The organism is Ruegeria sp. AJ12 (assembly GCF_056536245.1).
Genome location: NZ_JBQFJJ010000001.1, coordinates 924,692 through 947,029, shown reverse-complemented (window position 1 = coordinate 947,029; position 22,338 = coordinate 924,692). Strand labels below are relative to the sequence as shown.

The following is a 22,338-nucleotide window of genomic DNA, read 5'->3' as shown; positions in this document are numbered from 1 at the left end:
ACATGGACGAACCTGTCGTAAAACTTGAAAATGTCTGGAAGATCTTCGGCAACCGATCAGCCGAAGCAATGGACGCGGTCCTCAAAGAAGGGCTGACTAAACCGCAAGTACTGGAAAGATTTGGATGCGTGGTCGGCGTGCAGGACGCCAGTTTCGAAGTCTCACGCGGCGAAATCTTTTGCATCATGGGGCTCTCGGGTTCCGGCAAATCCACTCTCGTACGCCATGTGAACCGACTGATCGAGCCCACCGCCGGGAAAATCGAAATTCTTGGAAAGGACGTTTCGGCGATCTCGGAAAACGAGTTGCGACGGATTCGCGCGCAACAGATTGGCATGGTCTTTCAACACATGGCGCTGCTGCCACACCGATCCGTGCGTGACAATGTGGCGTACCCGTTGGAAATTCGTAAGATCTCGAAGTCAAAGAGATGGGCAGTTTCGGATCATGCGTTGGGTCTGGTTGATCTGACAGGGTACGAGGATCGCCTGCCCAAGGAACTATCGGGCGGCATGCAACAGCGTGTTGGCATTGCCCGCGCGCTGGCTTCGGACCCTGAAATCCTGCTGATGGATGAACCGTTTTCTGCTTTGGATCCTCTGATCCGCCTGCAGTTGCAAGACCAGTTCAAGGCTCTGGTTGCACAGTTGAAGAAAACCACGTTGTTCATCACGCACGATCTGGACGAAGCGATCCGCATCGGCCACAGGATCGCGATCATGAAAGACGGTGTCATTGTTCAGATCGGGACACCGGAAGATATCGTTATGAACCCGGCTGATGACTATGTCCGTGAGTTTGTGCAGGGAATATCAAAACTCAAACTGGTCAAGGCCCATTCGATCATGGAGCCGGTTGGCAGCTATTCCGGTGCACTCGACGGAGCCCCGCGCGCGGATGAAGGGGCCGATCTGGATCAGTTGATCGATCTCGCGGTGAATACCGACATGCCGGTCGTCATAACCGATGCTGGCGCGGATGTTGGTGTCGTGACCAAACCACGCTTGTTGCGCGGTATCCAAGGGGGCAAGCAAGAATGACTGATACAGCAGCAGAAATCCAAGTCACAGCGGCCTCGGACATCGAAGTCGACCGTGATGCGCTGGATCGTTCGATTCATGAATTTACCGGTCCGAACGGCGAGTACTACGTCGGCGCGTTTCACAAGATCCATGACGCAACCAGCGCAGTGCCGAATACCTTCAACATGTGGGCGGCAGTCCTTGGTCCGTTCTGGTCCGCGTCCCGCGCAATCTGGGGCATGTTTTGGACGTTTCTGATCCTTGAAATCATAGCCTGGGTCCAAATCGGACAGGGCGCATGGGGTAATCCGGGGGCCGAATTTGCCCAGCGGGCCGCAGATCAGCTAGAGCGGGCGGATGAACTGCTTGGGCGTGCGGCCGAGGCCACCGAACAGGCCGACATCGATCGATTTACACGACTTGCCGAAAACATTCAAAGAGCAGCGGAAACCAGCACTGAGCGTGCCATCGCAGCGCAGTCCGAAGCCACGGGCATCCTGATCACCGGGTTGCTGATGCTGCTGGTATTCAAGGTCGTTCAGGGATTCTACGCCGACAGGATCTACGAAAAGCAGTATTCTAAATGGCGTATCGATCCAGAGAGCACAGAAAGTGGCCGATCGACCCACAACATCATCTTGGGTGCTGTTCTGATCGCGGCAATCGGTCCGCTCATCGTGTACAAATTCACAGTGAACGCGTCTCTGACGATGCTGGATACGTTTCCCGAGCAACAAGTTTCGGCTTTGATCCTGGGTCCAGATCAGGGCACGCTGTTCTCAACAATCGCCAGTTGGATGGAGGCGCGCATTGACGCTGCCGCGGTGGCTGGCGGCGACGTCTTTGACGGCATTGTCGCCGGTGTTCGATCCGTTCTGGATGCTCTGACCATCGCCTTAATCGGATCGCCCTGGCCCGTTGTGATGCTGGTGATTTGCGTAACAGCCTGGCGTGCTGCGGGGCCTCGTGTGGCAATCTTTACCGCGTCCTCATTGGCGTACATTGCGCTGCTGGGCTATTGGGATGTGGCTATGGAGACTGTTGCACTGGTGGGCGCGGCGGTGCTGCTCTGCGTGGTCTTTGGCATTCCGTTGGGCATCTGGTTCGGCAAATCCAAACGCGCCTATCGCGCGGCAGAACCGGTGCTGGACCTGATGCAGACACTGCCTGCCTTTGTGTACCTCATCCCGATTATCGCCTTTTTCGGCACGGGCAACCCGCCGGGCATTCTGGCAACGATCATCTTTGGCATGCCACCGGTGATCCGTCTGACGGCGTTGGGGATGCGCGGCGTACCGGACAGCATCAAAGAGGCGGCCGTCGCCTTTGGCGCATCCAAATGGCAATTGCTGAAGGATGTTGAGATCCCTCTGGCGCTACCGTCGATCATGACCGGCGTGAACCAGACCATCCTGATGTGTCTGTCGATGGTCGTGATCATCTCGCTGATCGGTGGCGGGGGTCTTGGCAAGGAAATCCTCGAAGCCTTGCAATATGCCGCCAAGGGCCCCGGTCTGCTGGGCGGGTTCGCGATCCTGTTCCTGGCCATGGTCATGGACCGGATCGTTCAGGGCGCATTCCGCAGGGAAGACGAAAAGCTTTGAGCTTGTGGTGCGTCTCCGGTATCAAACCGGGGACGCCATTCCTTTTCAGAGACACATGATGACCGACCCCTATGAAAAGTCCATGATGGACAATCTTTATTGGTGGGGTGTACCCACGTTGTTCAGATGTCCGAATACGGGACCACAGGATCAGGACATCGCGCTTGTTGGCGTTCCTCATTCTACCGGAAACGGCACGACCGAACGGGATCAGCATCTTGGTCCCCGCGCCTTGCGGCATGTGTCAGCAGTTCAGCGCCGGGTGCACCTGCCCTTTCAACTCGATCCGTGGCAAAGCGCACGGATCGCCGATGTTGGTGACGTCCCTTTCCCGCGGGCCAATGACAACGAAGACTGTATCGAGCGTATCACGGCATTCTACAAAGACATCGATGCGGCCGGCGCGCGCCCGGTTTCGATTGGCGGTGACCATTCGATCACCGGCGGAATTGTGCAGGCCCTTGGGGGTGGCAACCTGGCCGGTGGCGAACCGGTCAGCTTCTTGCATCTCGATGCACACACAGACGTCTTCACCAAGGTCGACCACTTCCTCGGGGCGCGTAAATCTGCGGCCCATTGGGGCGCCTACCTGGCCGATCAGGGACAGGTCGATCCAACCCGTTCGATGCAGATCGGATTGCGCGGACACCCGCGCAGCCTGGACTGGCTGCAGCCCTCATACGACTATGGCTACAACATCGTAACCATGCGCGAATTTCGTCAACGCGGTTTGGAAGATGTCGTGGCGCAAACCCGCGAAGTTCTGGGCGACCGGCCGGTCTACATCACATTTGATCTGGATTGCCTCGATCCCACTGTGGCACCGGCAGTGTCGAATCTGGAGCCCGGAGAAAAGGGTTTTGATATCGATGAAGCCGTTGGAATCCTGCGCGCGGCGCGTGGTCTGAACATCGTTGGTGGAGACGTCGTGTGCATGATGCCCACCAAGGACAGCCCCAACAACGTCACCGCGTTGACCGCCGCAGCGGTTATGTTCGAGATGATTTCGATGATCGCTGAGAACGTCAGCGCCCGGTAGCGCGGCGCGCATCAATGGCCTGAGCCAGAACACAGAGCAGTTCGAACATCAGTGAAATCCCAAGCCATGCTGTGCCGCCCTCGGGATCGAAGGGCGGTGACACTTCGACCAGATCGGCGCCGACAAGGTTCAAACCCGACATGTGTCGAATAACCTGCTGGGCCTGATAACTGTTCGGCCCGCCGATTTCAGGTGTTCCTGTGCCCGGCGCAAAAGTTGGATCCACAAAGTCGATATCGTAGGTGCAATAACACGGACCGGTGCCAACGATACGCCTGACTTCGGCCATCACGTCGTCGATGCCACGGTCGAACAGTTCTTCGATCCGGATGATGCGAACGCCTTGAGCCTCGCCCCATTCGATGTCTTCGGTGTTGTAGGCGGTCCCGCGAATGCCGACTTGCACAAATCGTTTTGGATCGACCAGCCCTTCCTCAATAGCGCGGCGGAACGGCGTGCCGTGCGTGAATTTGTGGCCCCCAAAATAGGAATCGAACAAATCGGTGTGACTGTCGAACTGGATAAGTCCCAACGGACCCGACATGGCAACGGCCCGCAAGACCGGCAAGGTTGTGAGATGATCGCCGCCAGCGGTCAACGGCACAATCCCCCTGTTGGTCAGTTCCGCGTAGTAGGCCGTCACACGATCCAGCGTGTCTTCGATGTCCACGGGGTTCGGGGCCACATCACCCAGATCGGCACAGTTCACCAATGTGAAAGGGCTGACACCCGTCACGGGGTTCATGGCGCGGATCATGGTCGAGAAATCGCGCAGTTGCCGTGGTCCGTGCCGTGCGCCGGGACGGTTTGTTGTGCCTCCATCCCATGGGATACCGACAATGGCGAGGTCCACCTCATCGATACGCTCGTGACCCAGCGTCATATTCGGCAGTCGCATGAATGTCGGGACGCCAGCAAATCGGGGCAACTCTATCCCCGAAACCGGTTGAAAAAACGAAGTTTCCATACATGCCCCCTGGACCGGAAGAGTTTTCCAGATCGAACGTACAGGCCTGATGACACAAAGGAAATCGCCAAGGCGCCATTTTCAGGCTTGATCACGTCAAAATCCGAAACCGCCTGCGGATTTCAGCGTCCTGAGCAGGTGTCAGGTACTGGGGATGGTGTGTCTCAAGAATATCCCGCGCGCGTTCGCGGGCGATGGCCCACGCATCCTTTGCGCCGTTCATTTCCCATGTGCGGGGTTCATCCCGATCCGCCAGAACAGGGTAGAAATAGTCCCGCTCCATCGCCGCATAAGTCTGTGCGCTGCCCAGAAAATGCCCGTCACCCAGAACGGACTGGCAGATCGCCTCATATCCAAGGTTTTCCTCGGTCACCTCAATGCCACGTAAAGCGCGGTAGGTATTCGAATGCATCTCATTGTCGAGGACAAAAGCCTCAAAGCTTGCTCCAAGCAGGGATGCCGTCATGCCTGAGCTTTCATAGATCAGGTTGCCGCCCGCCAGCGCGGCAGCAAGAGAGGTTATCCCTTTTTCCGCCCCATACTGGGCATCGATCGCCTTGGCGTCGGTCATCGACGCCGCGACCCCGGACGGTAATCCAAGCCAGTTGGTGATCTGTGCCGAGGCTGCATTCAGAATTGCGGTCTCTCCGCTACCCCCGGTAAAGGCTCCGGTCCTAAGGTCAACAACGAGTGGCCAGTTGGAAAACACCATTGGAAACCCGGGTTTGATCGTGTTGACCATCACGAGGCTTGCCAAAGTCTCGGCCAGTGATTGCGCAAGGAAACCAGCGAGCGTTGCGGGTGCGGTCGCCCCGGCCTGTGCGGCCGTGATGCACGACATCGGGATATTGTGCTTGATGCATTCATAAACGACCGCCACGGCGTCTTCGCCATAGCGCAGTGGCGAAATCACGGGGCTGATATGCGCCTTCAGAAACGGGCGCTTTGAAAACTCCCCCGGACCTCCGGCCACAATGTCCAAAAGGTCCACGATCGGGGTCACGTGTTCGGCCAACGTGAAGGACGTCGCGATCGGCTTTGTTGTATTCCTGACCAGCGCGTAAACCGTGTTCACATCCAAATCCAGGACATCCGGCAGATCCGTGGCCACGCAGCACCTTGTGAACCAACTGACATTTGTCAGGACATCCTGAAGACGCGTAAAGTCGTGCAGATCGACCAGCGTCGCCGGGCGATACAAACCGGAGTCCAGATCCAGCGTCTGAACCGCAGCGCCACCGGTGCCAAAATAGACACGGTCCCCGCCGATCTCGATTGACCGGCTTTCGTCCCGGCCGTGCAAAACAAAGCTTTTGGCTGCAAGCCCGATTGTATCTTCAACAAGGGATCGCGGAAACAACACCCTGTCTTGATCGCCTTGAATCGCACCAGCCGCCAACAGATCGGTTCGCAGTCGCTCTGGCACTTCGCCCATGCCAAGATTTTCAAGCAATTTCAGAGCTGTGTCATAGATCTGCTTGATTTCTGTCTCTGTCAATGGGGTGAAGGATCCACCGACTTGACCCGGTGCGCAGGGGTCTACCTCTGGCCTGGCGGCACGCTGCGCAATACGGGCCCGCCTGCCGCTCCTCTTGTTGCCGTCCGACGACATCTCCGGTGCTCTCCTGCGCCAATGATATCCGCACATTAGATGTGACATTGCCGAACCTACAAAAGCTCAGATGCGGTTTTCGAAATCTGAAACCGCAGTTTCGATTTTCCGAAACCGGTAACTGCCGCGTTGCCCGTCAATGCAATTTTTCTCCAAGAATTGAACAAATCTCAAGGAGAAAGCTTGATGAAGTCGCGCACAAAGGTCGTTGTCATCGGTGGGGGAATTGCCGGATGTTCGACACTGTACCACCTGACCCAGGAAGGGTGGTCAGACGTAGTTCTGGTCGAGCGAAATGAGCTGACATCCGGAACCACCTGGCATTCGGCCGCTCAGGTCACCAATTTCGGCATGAACCAGACGATGGTGGGGCTGAAATCCCATTCAATCCGGTTGTACAAGGAACTCGCGGACGACCCCGATTACCCGATCAACTATCACCATGGAGACGGCGGAATTCGTCTGGCCAATACGGGCGCGCAGATGCAGGGCTACCATCATTTTGCGTCCATGGCGCGCGGTATGGACGTGCATTTCGAGGTGATTGACGCCCAGGAATGCGCCCGGCGGCATCCACTGATCTCCACCGACAACCTCATCGGTGGATTGTGGGATCCGCTGGACGGTGACATCGATCCTGCGCAATTGTGCCAGGCGCTTGCGCGCCGCGCCCGAAAAGCCGGAGCAGAAGTCTATCGCAACACGCCGGTGACAGGGTTGCGACAGCACAGCGACGATACATGGACCGTGCAGACCGAGCATGGCGATATTGACTGCGATATCGTGGTCAATGCCTGTGGCTATCGCGTGAACGAAGTGGGCGCGATGATGGGGGTTCATCACCCCGTCGCGTCAATGGAGCATCAGTATTTTCTGACCGAGGAGATCGCAGCCATTCGGGATGCCGACCATCGCATGCCGCTGCTCAGATGTCCGATCAGCGACTATTATTGCCGTCAGGAAAAGAACGGGCTTTTGGTCGGATTTTATGAACAGGACTGTAAAACCTGGGGCATGGATGGCATTGATCCAAATTTCGTCAATGCCCTCTGCCCGGACGATCTGGACCGCGTCACGGACGTATTGGAGGGCGCGTTTGCCCGTATGCCGGCTTTGATGGAGGTTGGCATTCACACAGTCGTTAACGGGCCTATCACCTACACGATTGATGGGGCGCCTTTGGTCGGTCCGATACCCGGAAAGCGCAACGCGTTTTGTATCATCGGATTGCGTGCGGGGTTGGGCGAAGGCGGTGGCCACGGCTGGCTGCTGGCCCAGCAGATTGTGCATGGCGAGGCGTGTTACGATACGTGGTGCCTGGATCCCCGGCGGTTCACCGGGCATGCCAATGTGGAACTGACTGCGCTCAAGGCCATCGAAGACTACCAGAACGAATTTCGGTTTCATTTCCCGCATGAGCATCGCCCGGCGGGGCGCCCGGCAAAAACAACGCCGCTCACTCCGGTTCTTGCTGCAAAAGGTGCCGCGTTCACGGTTGTCAACGGATGGGAACGCGTTGAGTATATCAAACCCCATCCGGACTTCTCGCCCTCACACAGTTTCGATTTTGACGAAGCTTTCGACATCGTCGCGTCCGAAGTGAAGAACGTTCAGACGAATGTGGGATTGGCCGAGGTCAACGGGTTCAACCGGATCGAGATCACCGGCTCAGACCGCCATCGTTTTCTGGATCGACTGTTCTGCGGCACGGTCTCGACAAGAGACGGTCGGGTTGGTCTTGGCTATCTGCTGAACGACCAAGGCATGATCAAGGCGGAAGCAACAGTTGCCAATCTGCCAGCCAGCGATCGTGGCCCGGCGCGGGTTTGGTATGGCTCCGCCGCAGCCAGCGAATTCCATGATATGGACTGGCTGAAGCAGCACATTGGGGCGGATGAGGACGTTCAGTTTTGCAGTCTGACGAATGACCAGACGATCCTTGTTCTGGCGGGCCCCAATGCCCGAAAGGTGCTGGCCTCCTGCGCCCGCGGTGATTGGTCCAGCACCGCCTTTCCGTGGTTGAGCGTGCGCGAATGCTTCGTCGGCATCGCGCCCGCCGCCGTCATGAGCGTGAGCTTTTCAGGCGAGCTTGCCTATGAAATTCACGTGCCCAACGCCTCCCTTTACGCGGCCTATCTGGCATTGGAGGACGCAGGTAAAGCATACGGCATGAAGTTGTTCGGCGCCCGGGCCATAGAGTCGATGAGACTGGAAAAAGGGTATCTGCATTGGAAGGCGGATCTGATCACGGAATACGACCCCTATGAAACGGGGTTGGGTCGCTTTGTGAAAGCCGACAAAACGAACTTTGTGGGGCGTGACGCGCTGCTGACCCGGCAGGCGGTTGGGCCACGCAGGCGGTTGGTGACGCTCACTGTGGATGCACAGGATGCCCCGGCACATCCAGGTGCATCGCTGATGATTGGCGAGACGGTGGTTGGTACAGTCACATCCGGCGATTGGGGCCACAGGACCGGCCTGAACCTTGCATACGCGTTTGTGGACGCAACTCTGGACACCGAACACTCGGATTTGGAGGTCGACATGTGCGGACAGCGTGTCGCGGCACGGGTCATACCCCAATCCCCATACGATCCAGATCTCAGCAGAGTACGAAGCTAATCCTGTTGTAAGGGTTTTCGCATCCGGCTCAGCAGTTTCTGCCCACCAAAATCCAGTCTGTGAGCGGATCTTTGGTTGGAATCCTCAAAAAAACATTGCCGTAGGGCAAATTCTTTGTTTCGGTTTTATCGAAGCTATCATGAACCACAGGAATTGCACTTTTGCAAAAATCTCTGAGCCTCCGCTGGCTGGAAGTGTTCCAGTTGATTGCAAAGTCCGGGTCCATTCAACGGGTCGCATCAGAAACCGGCCTGTCGATCAGTACTGTGTCCAACCATTTGCGCAGCCTGGAAAACGCGCTTGGCGTCGAACTGGTGGATCATGGACGCCGCCCCATGGGATTGACACCTGCGGGCGAGGTTTTTTCCCGATATGTGCGCGATGGGCTCACGGTTCTGAAACGCGGAGAGGCCGAGATCAGATCCGGCAACTGGAAACACGCGACGGAACTCCGGCTGGCCTTGATCGATGATTTTGACAATCAGGTTGCGCCGGAATTGTTCCGGTTTCTTTCGCACGCGCTGCCGAGATGCAACTTTCGCCACTTCACCCGGCCCAGCCACGAAATCATTGCCAAGCTCCAGGAACACAAAGTGGATGCAGGCGTCGCCACGCGACCCGTCGGCACAACCAACGGCCTGATCGAGTTTCCGCTGATGCGAGACCCGTTTATTGTGATCCTTCCCAAGAGTTTTGAAGGACAGGTCGAGGATGTCTTGAAACCCGACGCCGATCTTCCGTTCCTGCGGTACTCGCGGGATTACACAATTGGCAAGCAAATAGAAATCCAACTGACCCGGAGCAAGTACAGCCTGCCAAACAGGTTCGAACTGGAGTGCAATCAGTCAATCGTTGGTCTTGTGGCGGAAGGCAGCGGATGGGCCGTCACCACGGTCGCCAGCCTCCAGCGTGCACAACGGTTCCACAACAGCGTCAAAGCCATGCCGTTCCCGGGCAGAAACTTTGTACGCACCGTGTCCCTGTTCACAACCGACGTCTACCCGACCTCTACGTCCCTGCTCATTCACAAGGTCCTCAGCAAGCTGATCAAGAACAAGCTCTGCGATCCCATGAGCGCAAAGTTTCCCTGGCTGGAAAAGGATTTCAGAACCCTGCAAAGCGGTTTCAGCTGACACTGTCGACAACCTTTACGGGGACTTGACCTGACCTTTGAGCAACTTTGTCTGCAACGCGGTTTCGTGTCACAATAAGATGACGATTGAAGCCGAGAAGGCAAAATGACTGAGCCGCAACTCAAAGGTTGGAACCACATCCCGGATGTACCAATCAAGGTATCGCCGCTCTTCTCCTGGCCCCTCAGACCGGTCGAGATTTTGCACTGGGTCTGGGACTCCTGGCTGCTGATATCGGAAAAGCTGATTATCCTGGGCATCTCCTGCGCCTGTTACATTTGGTTCAGCCCTTCACTGGAAGAGACCAGATCGCTGGAGTTCGGCTGGATTGCGCAAATTTACGTGCGGAATTTTCTGCTGATCTTCGCAATCGCAGGGGTACTGCATTTGTGGTTCTACAAATATTCCCTGCAGGGCAGTCGTCTCAAATATGATCCCCGCCCCCTGATGGTCAAAGGCAAGCAATTCACGCTGGGCGGTCAGATCAGGGACAACATGTTCTGGACGCTCGGGTCAGGGGTGTTCTTTTGGTCTGCCTACGAAGTGCTGATGTTCTGGGCTTTGGCGAACGGCTACGTCCCCATGGTAACCTGGGCAGCGCATCCGATGTGGTTTGTCGCGATTTTTCTTTTGATCCCGCTCTGGGAAAGTTTCTACTTCTACTGGATTCACCGCCTGATCCATATCCCATTTCTTTATCGGCACATTCACTCTGTCCATCATCGCAACATCAATGTCGGACCGTGGTCAGGGTTGTCGATGCACCCGGCCGAGCATGCGATTTACCTGGGCTCGGTTCTGATACACTTTCTGATCGGCGCGCATCCGCTGCACATCATCTTTCACCTGCAGTACTACACGCTGACAGCAGTCACCACCCATACCGGGTTCCAGGGCCTTGTGGTCAAAGACAAGAACCGGCTGGCGCTGGGAACCTTCCACCACCAGATGCATCACCGGTATTTTGAGTGCAACTATGGCTCACTCGAAATGCCATGGGACAAATGGTTCGGATCCTTTCACGATGGCACTGTCGAGGCCAACGAGCGTATTCAGACAAGACGCAAAACACTGCAGAACGGCGACCGGCAATAGGGACATCCTCCGGAACCGGCCGCGCGACCTACTGCGCCAAAGGCGCGATCAGACAAACCTGTTTACATAGTTTTCCAGTATTTCCTGTCGTCCGGACCGCGGTTCGGGATTGATGGACTCCGCCAAAACGCGTGCGGAAATTCCCTCAAGATCCGATGCCAACATCGCCTGCGCCTCCGGTGTCGTCCAATCGTCATACCGCTTGGCCAACTCGGCTTCCAAACCTCCATCTTCGATCATGGCGGCGGCGGCCTTCAGACCCCTCGCACAAATGTCCATGCCTCCGACATGCGCGGCTACGAGGTCTTCAGCATCTATGGATTGCCTGCGAATTTTGGCATCAAAATTCGTGCCTCCGGTGGTGAACCCCCCGGACTTCAGGATGTAATAATATGCCAGCGCGACTTCGGGTGTGTTGTTCGGAAACTGATCTGTGTCCCACCCCGACTGGTAATCGTTTCGGTTCATATCGATGGACCCAAGCATGCCTTCAGCCGCAGCCACCGCGATCTCGTGCTCAAAACTATGACCGGCCAGAATCGCGTGCCCCTGTTCGAGGTTCAGCTTGACCTCATCCTCCAACCCGTATTTTCTGAGGAACCCGATACAGGTTGCTGCGTCGTAGTCATACTGGTGTTTGGAGGGCTCTTGAGGTTTGGGTTCGACCAGGATGGCCCCCTTGAAACCGATCTTGTGTTTGTACTCGACCACCATGTTCAGAAACCGGCCCATATGGTCGAGTTCGGTATTCAGATCCGTGTTGAGCAGCGTCTCGTATCCTTCGCGCCCGCCCCAAAGAACATAGTTCTCGCCACCCAGTTTGTGCGTTGCGTCGATGCAGGACTTGACCGTCGCCGCAGCAAAGGCAAAGACATCCGGGTCAGGGTTTGTGCTGGCCCCGGACATCCATCGGCGGTGGCTGAACATGTTGGCTGTGCCCCACAGCAGTTTGGTTCCAACCGTTTGCATCTTGTCGCCGATGTAGTCGGTGATTTCTTCCAAGGTCCGCAGGTTGTCGGCAAAATTTCCCTGCTCAGGCCTAACATCCGCATCATGCCAGCAGAAATAGGGCTGACGCAGTATTTCGAACATCTCGAACGCGATATCCGCTTTCATCCGCGCGCGACCCACATCATCCTGCGGGTGCCACGGGCGTTCAAAGGTTGGACCACCAAACGGATCGCCCCCTTCCCATGCAAACGAATGCCACCAGGCCACGGCAAACCGCAGGTGATCCTCCATCCGCTTTCCCATGACAATCTCGTCGGGGTTGTAGTGGCGGAAGGCCAGCGGGTTTTGGCTGTCCGCGCCTTCGTACTGAACCTGGTCGATCCCTGCAAAAAATCCGCTTTTCATGCCCACCCCTTCAGTCTGCCTTTTGGTCTGGTGTCTTGCCCAGGATGATCATCGACAGCAGATCGTCATCGGTCACGTCGGCAATATCCACCGTGCCGACGAGTTTTCCGTTCTTCATGACCGACGCGCGGTCACACAACTCCATCACCGCATGCACATCATGATCGATCAGAAAAATCCCAATGCCCTGTGCCTTTAGCTGGTGGATCAAGTCCGCCACCATCTGCGTTTCATGAGGACCCAGCGCGGCGGTCGGCTCGTCCATGATCAGGATGCGCGCGTTGAAGTACACCGCCCGTGCGATCGCCACCGATTGCCGCTGTCCGCCGGACAGGGCAGACACGGGTTCACTGAACTTCTGAAAATTGGGATTCAACTGAGCCATGATTTTGCGGCACTCAGCCTCCATGGCGGCATCGTTGACCAGCCCAAAGGGCGTGGTCATCTCGCGCCCGAGAAAAAGGTTCGAAGTCGCATCCAGGTTGTCCGCCAGCGCAAGCGTCTGATAGATCGTTTCGATGTTATTGGCCCGGGCATCGCGCGGGTTGCTGATCTCGACCGGTTTTCCGTCAATCGAGATTTCGCCCTGATCCATTTGATAGGCGCCGGACAAGACCTTGATCAGGGTCGATTTCCCGGCCCCGTTATGTCCGAGCAATCCGACAACTTCACCAGGGTAAAGATCGACCGAAACGTGATCCACGGCCTTGATCCCGCCGAAAGAGATTGAGATGTCTCTCATTTCGACCAGAGGTGGCGCGCCTGAGCCACGGCCGGTGTTTGGGGATGCGTTTTGTGTTTCTTGTGCTTGCATTACTTCGCCCCCAATCGCTTGCGATAGACGATGTCGATATAGACGGCCAACACCAGAACGCTGCCGACAACGATGTTTTGGAACGGCGCATCCACGCCCACCATGGCCATGCCCGACTGCAGCGCCTGCATGATCAGCGCCCCTAAGATCGCGCCATAGATGGTCCCCAGACCACCAGACAGAGCCGTGCCACCGATGACCGCTGCGGCGATCACACGCAGTTCGTCCAAGGTACCGATGTCGTTCGAATGGTTGGCCAGACGGGCCGAGGCGACAACCGCCGACAATGCACACAGGAATCCCATCAGGGCAAAAATCTTGACGGTCATCATGCGGGTGTTGATACCCGACAGCTCTGCCGCGTCGGGGTTACCGCCCGTCGCAAAGATGTAGCGTCCAAACCGGGTTTTCCGGGCCACGACGGTCAGCGTCACGGCGACAAGGATCAGGATCAGGACCGAAATCGGGATGCCATACCCCACGATCAGACCTTCCGGCATGGTTTCACCGCGCGCCTCGAACATACGCTCAAGCCTACGAGTGGGGATCGCGTAGCTGTTGACGATAAAGACGTATCCCATGATCGCGATACCGATGATTGCGGCCAGAGTGGCTTCGGCCCAGACAGGTTTCACCGGAAACCCGTGCGCGGCTTTGGATCGGCGACCGCTCCACAAGGCCCATACCGCTGCCGCAGTGGCGGCGAACCCGAACAACAGGCTTGTCGTTGTGCCGAGTGTTCCGTTGGTGCCGCCGAACATCAGAAATGTGCTGTCCAGCGGTCCGATAGTCTGTCCGTCTGTCAGGTACCAGGCGACGTTGCGCCAAACCAGAAAGCCGCCCAGTGTCACAATGAACGCGGGAATGGTCAGATACCCAATCATCCAGCCCTGAAATGCGCCTATCAGGGTTCCGACAAAAAGCCCCACAACCAGAGTGATCGCCCATGTTGCCGGGTTATTTAGACCCATACCCAGTACATTCGGCAGCAGTTCGGTCTGAGTCATGGCCATAATAGCGGATGTTGTTGCCAAAAGGGCTCCGACCGACAGGTCGATGTGGCGCATCACGATGATGAAGACCATGCCACACGCCATGATGGCGACAGACACCGTCTGGATCGACAGGTTGAACAGGTTCCGGGGCGTGAGAAACCGGCCATCCGTGAAGATGTTGAACCCGATGCACAGGATGACAAAGGCGCCGATCATACCCAATAGCCGCATGTCCAACTCAAGCTGTTGGAACAGGTTCTGTTTTGCTTTTTGAGGTATCGGCTGAGACGAAGTTTCGGTCATTTCCGATCTTCCATATTCAGCTGTGGTCCCTGGCCCATTCGCACGGGCCAGGGAATATGAGGTTTAGTTACAGGGCGCGGGGCCGTTCTCAACACCTTGGCACAAGTCTTCCAGCGGGATCCATCCGGCATCCACGACGACGGACAGGTTGTCCTTGGTGATTGGCACAGGCGCCAGGAAAACCGAGGTCATTTCGGTACCGCCAGGCGAGGTCCAGCTTACAGCACCTTCAACATCAGATGGGCTGGTGCCACTGCTAAGCGCCACGGCGATCTCACCCGCCGCTTTGCCCAGTTCACGGGCATCTTTCCAGACCGACACGGTCTGAGTGCCGAGCGCAACCCGGTTCAGAGCTGCATGGTCACCATCCTGACCGGACACTGGAATGCCTTCCATGCCCTGCGCTGTGAGCGCCGCAACGACGCCGCCCGCGGTCCCGTCATTCGAAGCAACCACCGCATCCACGTTGTTCTCGTTTGCCGTCAGGATCTGTTCCATGTTCCGCTGTGCATTGGCTGGCAGCCATCCGTCAGTGTAGGCCTCGCCAACAATAACGACATCGCCACTGTCGACCGCAGCCTGAATGATCTCTTGCTGTCCACCGCGCAGGAAGTCCGCGTTCGGGTCAGTTGGCGACCCCTTGATCATCACGTAGTTGCCTTTGGGCATCGCACCGAAAACCGCACGGGCCTGCATCCGTCCGACTTCGACATTGTCGAATGTCAGGTAGAACGCACGATCGTCTTCGATGAGACGGTCATATGCAATCACCGGGATGCCTTCGTCAGCCGCTGCCTGTACAGCTGGCCCAATGGCTTGTGCGTCCTGAGCCAGAATGATCAACGCATCGACGCCCTGTGCGATCAGGCTTTCAATATCCGAAAGTTGCTTTGCGGACGAAGACTGGGCATCTGCTGACACATATTCTGCACCGCCCGCTTCCAGGGCTGACTTGATCGCCGCTTCGTCCGTCTTCCAACGTTCTTCCTGAAAGTTGGACCAGCTCACGCCGACTGTCGGCTCTGCGAATGCAACTGAACCCATCACTGCAACCACAGCTGACAAGCTGAGAATTCGTTTCATGTTTTCCTCCCATATGGTGAGCCGTCATATCCTGATTCGCGGCCCTCATATTTTGACTACCATATTTATTTCAGTCGGTAAAATATTTATGCTGTTAGAAGCGTCAAAAACCGAATAGGTTACCAACATGATCAGATTCGCGAGGATAAGATGCTGAAAAGCAATGATTCTCCAAATACGATGGACCAAAGAAACGTCACCCGCCTGCGCGTGTTGGAGCATATTCGGCGCACGGGAACGATTTCGCGAATCGATATTGCTACAGCTCTCAAAACCAGCCCCGCAACAGTCACAGCGGCCACAGCCGATCTTTTGTCAGCGGGTCTGATCAAGGAAATCGAAAGCGAAGCGCAGTCCAAATCCGCCCGGCGCGGCAGACCTCGTGTTCTGCTCCAGTTGCACGGGGGGTCATACCTCGTGGCCGGGCTGAAAGTGGCGCGCCAGATCGTGTCGGTCATTCTCGTGGATTTCGAAGGTCGCGAAGTCGCGTCATGCAAATACCGGTTGGAAGCGGCGCGAATGACACCGTCGGCATTTGCCTCGGCCATTCGCCGTGCGTTGGAGGAAGTTTGCGCGTTGGTTGACGCGACCGTTGACGATTTATCAGGCGTTTCAATCGGTATCGCCGGCCTCGTAGACGCCGAAAGAAGTATTGTTCACTGGTCGTCGTCGATAACGGAACGCAATGTTGACCTGAGTACCGTGCTGTCCAAAGAACTCCCCTGCCCCGCATTCATCGAAAATGACGCAAATCTTGTGGCAAAAGCCGAGCAGCTCTTCGGGCTGGGCAAAGGGCTCAAGAACTTCCTGGTTGTCACGATCGAGCACGGTATCGGTCTGGGGATCGTACTCGACGGGAAACTTTACCGGGGCGAACGCGGATGCGGGGCAGAATTCGGCCACCTCAAGGTTCAACTCGACGGTGCGTTATGCCAATGCGGTCAACGCGGCTGCCTGGAGGCTTATGTCGGCGAATACGCTCTGATCCGAGAGGCAACCGTTCTTGGCCACATCAACGAACCGACGACTGTCTCCGACATCCACAGCAGCGCCAGATCGGGTGACGCCCGCGCAATGTCCGTGCTTGCACGGGCCGGGCAAATGTTCGGTATGGGGGTGTCCAACCTGATCAATCTTTTTGACCCCGAATGCATCATTCTGTCCGGCACTCAGGTCAGTTTTGAACATTTGTGCTCGGATGAGGTCATGAACCGCATCCGAAGCGGTGTCGTCAGCGTGGATGCACCGTTGCCGGAGATCAAAGTGCACCATTGGGGGGATTCCATGTGGGCCAAAGGGGCTGCAGCCTATGGGATCGAACAGGTCTCGATTCTGAAAGTCAGGGAACTTGCCACGCATGCGTCCTGAAGCTGTCGTGCTTTTCCTGGCCGCATCGGCGGCCTGGGCGGATCCTCAAACACCGCTTTTTGCCCATGTCGATGCGCCAGACCACATATATGGAGGCGGTTGGGAGCACTTCGTCGGAGGCGGCGTAGCCGTATTCGATTGCAACGGCGATGATCTTCCGGAGTTGTTTCTTGCGGGTGGCGAAAACCCTTCGCAATTGTTTTTGAATACGTCCGAAGACGCGGTTTCTTTCGCGCCCGATACGCCTGCAGAGTTGCTGCTGACCGGCGTGACCGGTGCGTATCCGCTGGATATCGACAGTGACGGGATATTGGACCTGGCCATTTTGCGCGTGGGCGAAGACCTGTTGATGCAAGGCCAACCAGACTGCGCGTTCCGCCCTTTCGGCGGCCTTGAATTCAGGTCTGAGGACCATTGGACCACCGGTTTCACAGCAACCTGGGAGGCTGATCAGAACCTGCCGACTCTGGCCTTTGGAACCTATGTAGACCGGTTTGATCCCAAGGGACCCTTTGAAACCTGCGGACCAACGCTGTTGTACCGGCCAAAAGGCAATACATACCTTCCCCCTGAGCATCTTGTTCCGGGTCATTGCTCCTTGTCCGTGTTGTTTTCGGACTGGTCCCGTACCGGTCAGGCCGATCTCCGGATCAGCAACGACCGCCATTACTATGTGCGGGACGGTCAGGAACAGCTATGGGCCATGGGGCCCATCCCTCGGCTTTACGCACAGGACGAAGGCTGGTTGCCCTATTCAATCTGGGGGATGGGGATTGCGTCCCGGGACATAACAGGGGACGGGTTTCCCGAAGTGTACCTGACATCGATGGGGGATCAGAAGTTTCAGGTTTTTGATCCTGCCGCCAGCGGCCCGACCTGGCGCGATGCAACCTATGAACGCGGCACAACTGCACATCGACCTCATGTTGGTGGCGATGGCAGACCTTCGACTGGCTGGCATGCCCAATTCGGCGACGCCAACAATGACGGCCTGGACGATATCTTCGTCGCCAAAGGCAATGTCGAACAGATGCCGGATGCTGCTATGCAAGACCCCAACTCGCTGCTCATGCAAACGGATAGTGGCCATTTCTTGGAAGCTGCGGCCGAAGCCGGCGTCGCCTCGATGGCAAAATCTCGCGGTGCTGCGCTGGCGGATTTGAACAATGACGGATGGTTGGATCTGGTGGTTGTCAATCGTGGTTCAAATGTCGAGATCCATCAAAATCAGGAAATCGCCGGGAACTGGCTGCTGGTTGACCTGGCGCAGAACCAATCCAACCGGTTTGCCATAGGCAGCTTTATCGAAGTCAAAACCCCTTTCGGCACACAAACCCGCGAAGTCACGATTGGCGGCGGACATGCCGGAGGTATCGCTGGCTTTCACCACTTTGGATTGGGCGTGGCTGACTCGGTCGAGGTGCGGGTCATTTGGCCAGACGGCGAAACCGGCAATTGGCAGGTACTGGATACCAACCAAATCGTCCGCATAGAACGCTAGTCATCGCTCAACCGGCAAGCCGCTGGGCACCATATCCGGAACGCCAAGGCGCACCGCAGGATCTTCCAGGCTGCTCAGAAAGGCGAGGATCGCACTGACTTCGCTGTCGCTGAGGGGAACCGGTTCCAGCTGGTTTGCAGCCGCGATGTCCCCTGACCCGGATTCATTCCGCAGATCATCCGCGCCTGGGAACTCTGGCAGAGTCGCCAGTTCTATCTCATATGACTGCAGAGACTCCAAAGCGGAAAGATGGTGTCGCACCACGTCTTCCAGACTGGCGTATGCGCCACTGTGGCCATAGGGCGCCGTGAGCGTCACGTTACGCAGCGACGGAGTTCGAAACGCAAAAGCATCCTGGACCTGGCCAGTCACCCGCAAACGTCCATCATCCCGGGCATGGTTCTCAAAACGCGCTGCTTTTCCGGGACCAATCTGAGGTATCGCAATGGCGTGGAAATCATGATCCGTCTGAAACCAACCCGAGTGACAGGTGCTGCATCCCGCATCGCCGTAAAAGAGCTGCAGGCCAAGTTGGGCCTGCTCGGACAAGTCGTCCTCGCCCCGCATCGCGCGATCAAACGGGCTGTTGTCCGCGCGCCACTCAAACGCAATAAAATCGGCAAGGGCATTTGCAATGGCGGTAAAGGAAATTTCTGAACCCGGCGCAATGTCGTCGAACCGGCGCTTGTACTCTGGGATTGCCGCCACACGCGCGGCAATCAGATCCCATGCGCCGCCTTCCTGTGTCAGCAGACCAAGACGCACGGCTCGGCTTACATCGTTTTCAGAATAGTGCCCGGCCATTTCATCCGGGGATAACACAGGAAACATGGCCTGTGCGGCCAATGCCGATTTGAACCCGGGCCTCATATGTGTTCCCAGCGGGGTTCTGATGCCGTTTGGCTGTGTCGGATCGGTTTCCAAACGCCCATCGTGAAAGAAAGTCGTGAACTCAAGTGCACCAAGGTTCCAAAGGCCGGGCGAATTGCGCGGAATGCGTTGTTCGGGCAGATTGTTTGGGTCCAAAACACGTGACGGCCCCAATCCAATTCCGCCTTCTCCGATCCCCAGCGACACGCCGTCCGATGTCCCAAGATCCGGATGATGACAGGTTGCGCAACTGATGTTCCGATTGCCTGACAGAATGGGGTCGTAGAACAACAACTGCCCCAACTCAGCGCTGTTGAAATCCGGTTCGACAAACTCCGGTCTGGGACCAAGATCCTGAGCGAATGCGCTGCATCCCGCTGCGGCCAGAACGCTAGCTACCAGAAAAGATCTCATCCCATGCCTCCGGTTGCTTCAATTGTCAGCGTTTGAAGATACGGCTCTTCAGGCGTGCACAGAACGGACGGAAACGCAGGGATATTGACGGCGTTCGGGTAGCCCGACGGTTCAATGCATAAACCCGCACCTGCTTGAAACGGCGCGCTCAGATGACCTCCCGCATACACCTGAGCGCCCGGTTGGTCGGAGTAAACGGCGATCGCTCGGCCTGATCGGTTTTCAAACACCGCGACCGGCCGTTGAGGGTCGCGGTCTGGATCGAAAACAAAGTAATGGTCAATGTCACCCGAGCGTTCGCCTCTCTCTCTTGCGCTTCGAAAGTCCAATCCAACGTCCCCGACTTCGATCAGTCGACCTGACGGAATCCCTTGCGCGTCCACTTCGAGCAATCGGCTCGCTGAAAGTGTCAGAACGTGATCCAATATGGAGGTTTTGTCGCCCAACGAATAGTAATTGTGCTGAGCGACGCTTATCGGCGTCGGTCGGCTCGGAAGCGCCGAAATAGTGTAGGTCAGGCGCGGTTCGTCCAGACTGACATGCACTTCAAACTGGACCAGCCCCGGAAACCCGTTGTCTCCGTCGTGCGAGGCAACCGTGAGTACGGCCTCGCGCTTGGATACTTGGGCAACGTTCCAGTTCAGTTGGGACAGTCCTGATTGCCCTCCATGAAGTGTGTTCTGACCTTCGTTCGCGCTCAGTTCGAAACAGGTGCCTTCCAAAGTGAACGCCGCACCCTCTATTCGGTTGGCAACACGACCAACGATGGCCCCGAGATAGTTCTGATCATTCAGATACGCCTGCGGGTCGTCGTAGCCCAGGATCAATGGTGTGTCATCAATCCACCACCCCCGTGTGGTTGCTCCATAACTCAGCAGGGAAACGCGCATCTCGCCGTCTTCCAGAATGACCTCATCAATGTCGAAGGTTGGGGCTGTGGTTTCAGTCATCTTGGCGCCAACGGTGCCAGCACCCGGTAATATTCACGGTATCGCTGGTATTCCGAGTCATACACCGCCAAGAGATCTCCACGCGGTTCGATTTCCTCTGCGACACCCGGTGGCGTCATGACGTCTTGTGGCTGAACACCGCTGGCGGCGCATTGCGCAAGCCGCGCGGCACCGATAGCGGCGCCAAGCTCACTACCGGCGGGTAAGGACAGTGGCACGTTCAATACCGTTGCAAGCGTCTCCAACCAGAACCGGGACCGGGCACCTCCGCCCACGGCCATCAGGTTGGTGACTTGGGTTCCGGTACTTCTCAATGCTTCCAGACAATCCCGCATGCCAAAGGCCACGCCCTCCATCACGGATTGCGTGAGGTCCGTTGGTTCGGACGAAACATCAATTCCCAGAAATGCACCCCGGATCGCGCTGTCGTTGTGCGGCGTCCGCTCACCCGAAAGGTAGGGCAGGAACGTGATGGAAGACGGGCCGCTCACGCGGTCCGGCATGCCCGCTGCCAATGATGCTGCGGGTTGGCCCAGAGTGCGAGACAGCCAATTCAAGCTATTGGTTGCTGAGAGAATGACCCCCATTTGTATCCAACGCTCCGGCACAGCATGGCAAAAGCAATGCACGGCGGTTTCCGGCGCCGGGGCGTAGCTGTTCTTTGCAACCAGCAGAACACCGGACGTCCCCAAGGACAGAAACCCCGACCCCTCATGGACACTCCCAATCCCGCATGCAGCCGCCGCGTTATCGCCGGCGCCACCAGCAACCACAACAGGCCCGGTTACACCCCACTCTCGTAACAGTTCCGGTCTTAGATCTCCTCCCGGCGCGCTGCCTTCTACCAACCTCGGCATCTGATCCGACGTCATATGGCTCAGGTCCAGCGCCTTTTGCGACCATTGCCGTGCACCGACATCCAACCACGAGGTTCCGGCGCTGTCGGACATCTCACTGATGTATTCCCCGGTCAGCCAGAACCGCAAGTAGTCTTTCGGCAGCAAAACCTTGGCCGTCTTGGCGAACACATCCGGTTCATGCGCACGAACCCATTCAAGCTTGGGGGCGGTAAATCCCGGAAACACGATATTGCCTGAAATGGCGCGCATCTCCGGCATTTCATCGAGCATCCTCGCCTCTTCGGCGGACCTCGTGTCGTTCCACATGATACAAGGGCGCAGAACGTCGCCGTCCGAATCCAACAACGTGGCCCCGTGCATATGCCCGCTTAGGCCAATACCCTGCAGAGCAGAAAACGCTTTTTGGTTTTCGGCGCGCAGCTGCGCGATGACCTGCTGGCATGCCTCGATCCAGTCCTGAGGCGCCTGCTCGGACCATCCGGGTTTGGGCGTCGCGGTGGAAACAACTGCCTCCGCGTCGCAAACAACGTGGCCGCTATCATCAACGAGGAGTCCCCTGAGCCCCGATGTTCCCAAATCCAGTCCGAGATACACTCCCATGCTCCCCACTTTAAATTATTTTAGTTGGTAAAATTATTTTTCTGCACCGGTTTGTCAACTGAAGTTTCTGGCGTGCGCCTCACAAAGCATCCACTCTGAACCCGATGTTCCGCTGGAAGTCTGAACCGGT

At 56.9% G+C, this 22,338-nt stretch carries 17 protein-coding genes; 8 read left to right on the top strand and 9 right to left on the bottom strand.

Features of this window, described 5'->3' with window-relative positions; genetic code table 11:
* The first annotated feature begins 2 nt into the window (after positions 1-2).
* Genes ACR3E0_RS04705 through ACR3E0_RS04695 form a run of 3 tightly spaced genes read left to right on the top strand, consistent with a single transcriptional unit; the run spans position 3 to position 3,665 of the window.
* Positions 3-1,040 carry a quaternary amine ABC transporter ATP-binding protein gene (locus ACR3E0_RS04705; RefSeq protein ID WP_480476659.1) on the top strand — a complete coding sequence of 346 codons (1,038 nt, stop codon included), beginning with the start codon at positions 3-5 and terminating at the stop codon, positions 1,038-1,040.
* On the top strand, positions 1,037-2,626 hold the full coding sequence (locus tag ACR3E0_RS04700; protein WP_480476657.1) for an ABC transporter permease: 1,590 nt from the start codon (positions 1,037-1,039) through the stop codon (positions 2,624-2,626). Before ACR3E0_RS04705 ends, ACR3E0_RS04700 begins: the two co-directional genes overlap by 4 nt.
* A 58-nt stretch (positions 2,627-2,684) precedes the next feature.
* Positions 2,685-3,665, top strand: coding sequence for an arginase family protein (locus ACR3E0_RS04695; protein ID WP_480476655.1), 981 nt, complete (start codon positions 2,685-2,687; stop codon positions 3,663-3,665).
* Here the strand turns inward: ACR3E0_RS04695 and speB are convergent.
* Together speB and ACR3E0_RS04685 are read right to left on the bottom strand one after the other, a co-directional pair.
* Entirely contained in the window at positions 3,652-4,632 is a 981-nt protein-coding gene (speB, locus tag ACR3E0_RS04690) for an agmatinase (protein WP_480476653.1), read from the bottom strand. The genes ACR3E0_RS04695 and speB overlap by 14 nt on opposite strands.
* Before the next feature lie 91 nt (positions 4,633-4,723).
* Entirely contained in the window at positions 4,724-6,244 is a 1,521-nt protein-coding gene (locus tag ACR3E0_RS04685) for a trimethylamine methyltransferase family protein (protein WP_480476651.1), read from the bottom strand.
* A gap of 186 nt (positions 6,245-6,430) precedes the next feature.
* On the opposite strand from ACR3E0_RS04685, the gene ACR3E0_RS04680 reads away from it, so the two are divergent.
* The 3 genes from ACR3E0_RS04680 (at position 6,431) to ACR3E0_RS04670 (ending at position 11,094) form a co-directional block, all read left to right on the top strand.
* On the top strand, positions 6,431-8,866 hold the full coding sequence (locus ACR3E0_RS04680; RefSeq protein WP_480476649.1) for a GcvT family protein: 2,436 nt from the start codon (positions 6,431-6,433) through the stop codon (positions 8,864-8,866).
* Between the two features lie 161 nt (positions 8,867-9,027).
* Positions 9,028-9,999 (top strand): LysR family transcriptional regulator, encoded by a 972-nt coding sequence (locus tag ACR3E0_RS04675; protein WP_480476647.1) that lies wholly within the window; start codon positions 9,028-9,030, stop codon positions 9,997-9,999.
* Between the two features lie 105 nt (positions 10,000-10,104).
* The gene (locus ACR3E0_RS04670; protein WP_480476645.1) at positions 10,105-11,094 is read left to right on the top strand and encodes a sterol desaturase family protein; all 990 of its coding nucleotides are present in this window, start codon (positions 10,105-10,107) and stop codon (positions 11,092-11,094) included.
* A gap of 48 nt (positions 11,095-11,142) precedes the next feature.
* Here the strand turns inward: ACR3E0_RS04670 and xylA are convergent, their stop codons facing one another.
* The 4 genes from xylA to xylF all read right to left on the bottom strand — a co-directional run bounded on the left by xylA (position 11,143) and on the right by xylF (position 15,645).
* Complete coding sequence (xylA, locus tag ACR3E0_RS04665; protein WP_480476643.1) at positions 11,143-12,450, bottom strand: xylose isomerase; 1,308 nt, start codon at positions 12,448-12,450, stop codon at positions 11,143-11,145.
* A 10-nt stretch (positions 12,451-12,460) separates the two neighbouring features.
* On the bottom strand, positions 12,461-13,264 hold the full coding sequence (locus ACR3E0_RS04660; RefSeq protein ID WP_480476641.1) for an ATP-binding cassette domain-containing protein: 804 nt from the start codon (positions 13,262-13,264) through the stop codon (positions 12,461-12,463).
* On the bottom strand, positions 13,264-14,562 hold the full coding sequence (locus tag ACR3E0_RS04655; RefSeq protein WP_480425181.1) for a sugar ABC transporter permease: 1,299 nt from the start codon (positions 14,560-14,562) through the stop codon (positions 13,264-13,266). Before ACR3E0_RS04655 ends, ACR3E0_RS04660 begins: the two co-directional genes overlap by 1 nt.
* A 63-nt stretch (positions 14,563-14,625) precedes the next feature.
* Positions 14,626-15,645, bottom strand: a complete 1,020-nt coding sequence (gene xylF / locus ACR3E0_RS04650) for a D-xylose ABC transporter substrate-binding protein (protein ID WP_480476639.1) — start codon at positions 15,643-15,645, stop codon at positions 14,626-14,628.
* Between the two features lie 180 nt (positions 15,646-15,825).
* Here xylF and ACR3E0_RS04645 point away from each other — a divergent pair, with 180 nt between their 5' ends.
* Both ACR3E0_RS04645 and ACR3E0_RS04640 read left to right on the top strand, forming a co-directional pair.
* Positions 15,826-17,013: an ROK family protein gene (locus ACR3E0_RS04645; RefSeq protein WP_480476637.1), complete on the top strand. Its 1,188-nt coding sequence runs from the start codon at positions 15,826-15,828 to the stop codon at positions 17,011-17,013.
* Positions 17,003-18,514 (top strand): CRTAC1 family protein, encoded by a 1,512-nt coding sequence (locus ACR3E0_RS04640; protein WP_480476635.1) that lies wholly within the window; start codon positions 17,003-17,005, stop codon positions 18,512-18,514. The genes ACR3E0_RS04645 and ACR3E0_RS04640 overlap by 11 nt, the downstream gene beginning before the upstream one ends.
* Here the strand turns inward: ACR3E0_RS04640 and ACR3E0_RS04635 are convergent, their stop codons facing one another.
* The 3 genes from ACR3E0_RS04635 to xylB are packed head-to-tail and all read right to left on the bottom strand — an operon-like array spanning position 18,515 to position 22,202.
* Positions 18,515-19,798, bottom strand: a complete 1,284-nt coding sequence (locus ACR3E0_RS04635; protein WP_480476633.1) for a cytochrome-c peroxidase — start codon at positions 19,796-19,798, stop codon at positions 18,515-18,517. It abuts the gene before it with no gap.
* Positions 19,795-20,748: an aldose epimerase family protein gene (locus tag ACR3E0_RS04630; RefSeq protein ID WP_480476631.1), complete on the bottom strand. Its 954-nt coding sequence runs from the start codon at positions 20,746-20,748 to the stop codon at positions 19,795-19,797. The genes ACR3E0_RS04635 and ACR3E0_RS04630 overlap by 4 nt, the downstream gene beginning before the upstream one ends.
* Positions 20,745-22,202: a xylulokinase gene (gene xylB / locus ACR3E0_RS04625; protein ID WP_480480948.1), complete on the bottom strand. Its 1,458-nt coding sequence runs from the start codon at positions 22,200-22,202 to the stop codon at positions 20,745-20,747. The genes ACR3E0_RS04630 and xylB overlap by 4 nt, the downstream gene beginning before the upstream one ends.
* Between the last annotated feature and the right edge of the window lie 136 nt (positions 22,203-22,338).

Bases quoted from the DNA above. Each gene is read 5' to 3' on its own strand.
- ACR3E0_RS04705 (WP_480476659.1), top strand. From the start codon at position 3: ATGGACGAACCTGTCGTAAAACTTGAAAATGTCTGGAAGATCTTCGGC.
- ACR3E0_RS04700 (WP_480476657.1), top strand. From the start codon at position 1,037: ATGACTGATACAGCAGCAGAAATCCAAGTCACAGCGGCCTCGGACATC.
- ACR3E0_RS04695 (WP_480476655.1), top strand. From the start codon at position 2,685: ATGACCGACCCCTATGAAAAGTCCATGATGGACAATCTTTATTGGTGG.
- speB (WP_480476653.1), bottom strand. From the start codon at position 4,632: ATGGAAACTTCGTTTTTTCAACCGGTTTCGGGGATAGAGTTGCCCCGA.
- ACR3E0_RS04685 (WP_480476651.1), bottom strand. From the start codon at position 6,244: ATGTCGTCGGACGGCAACAAGAGGAGCGGCAGGCGGGCCCGTATTGCG.
- ACR3E0_RS04680 (WP_480476649.1), top strand. From the start codon at position 6,431: ATGAAGTCGCGCACAAAGGTCGTTGTCATCGGTGGGGGAATTGCCGGA.
- ACR3E0_RS04670 (WP_480476645.1), top strand. From the start codon at position 10,105: ATGACTGAGCCGCAACTCAAAGGTTGGAACCACATCCCGGATGTACCA.
- xylA (WP_480476643.1), bottom strand. From the start codon at position 12,450: ATGAAAAGCGGATTTTTTGCAGGGATCGACCAGGTTCAGTACGAAGGC.
- ACR3E0_RS04660 (WP_480476641.1), bottom strand. From the start codon at position 13,264: ATGCAAGCACAAGAAACACAAAACGCATCCCCAAACACCGGCCGTGGC.
- ACR3E0_RS04655 (WP_480425181.1), bottom strand. From the start codon at position 14,562: ATGACCGAAACTTCGTCTCAGCCGATACCTCAAAAAGCAAAACAGAAC.
- xylF (WP_480476639.1), bottom strand. From the start codon at position 15,645: ATGAAACGAATTCTCAGCTTGTCAGCTGTGGTTGCAGTGATGGGTTCA.
- ACR3E0_RS04645 (WP_480476637.1), top strand. From the start codon at position 15,826: ATGGACCAAAGAAACGTCACCCGCCTGCGCGTGTTGGAGCATATTCGG.
- ACR3E0_RS04640 (WP_480476635.1), top strand. From the start codon at position 17,003: ATGCGTCCTGAAGCTGTCGTGCTTTTCCTGGCCGCATCGGCGGCCTGG.
- ACR3E0_RS04635 (WP_480476633.1), bottom strand. From the start codon at position 19,798: ATGAGATCTTTTCTGGTAGCTAGCGTTCTGGCCGCAGCGGGATGCAGC.
- ACR3E0_RS04630 (WP_480476631.1), bottom strand. From the start codon at position 20,748: ATGACTGAAACCACAGCCCCAACCTTCGACATTGATGAGGTCATTCTG.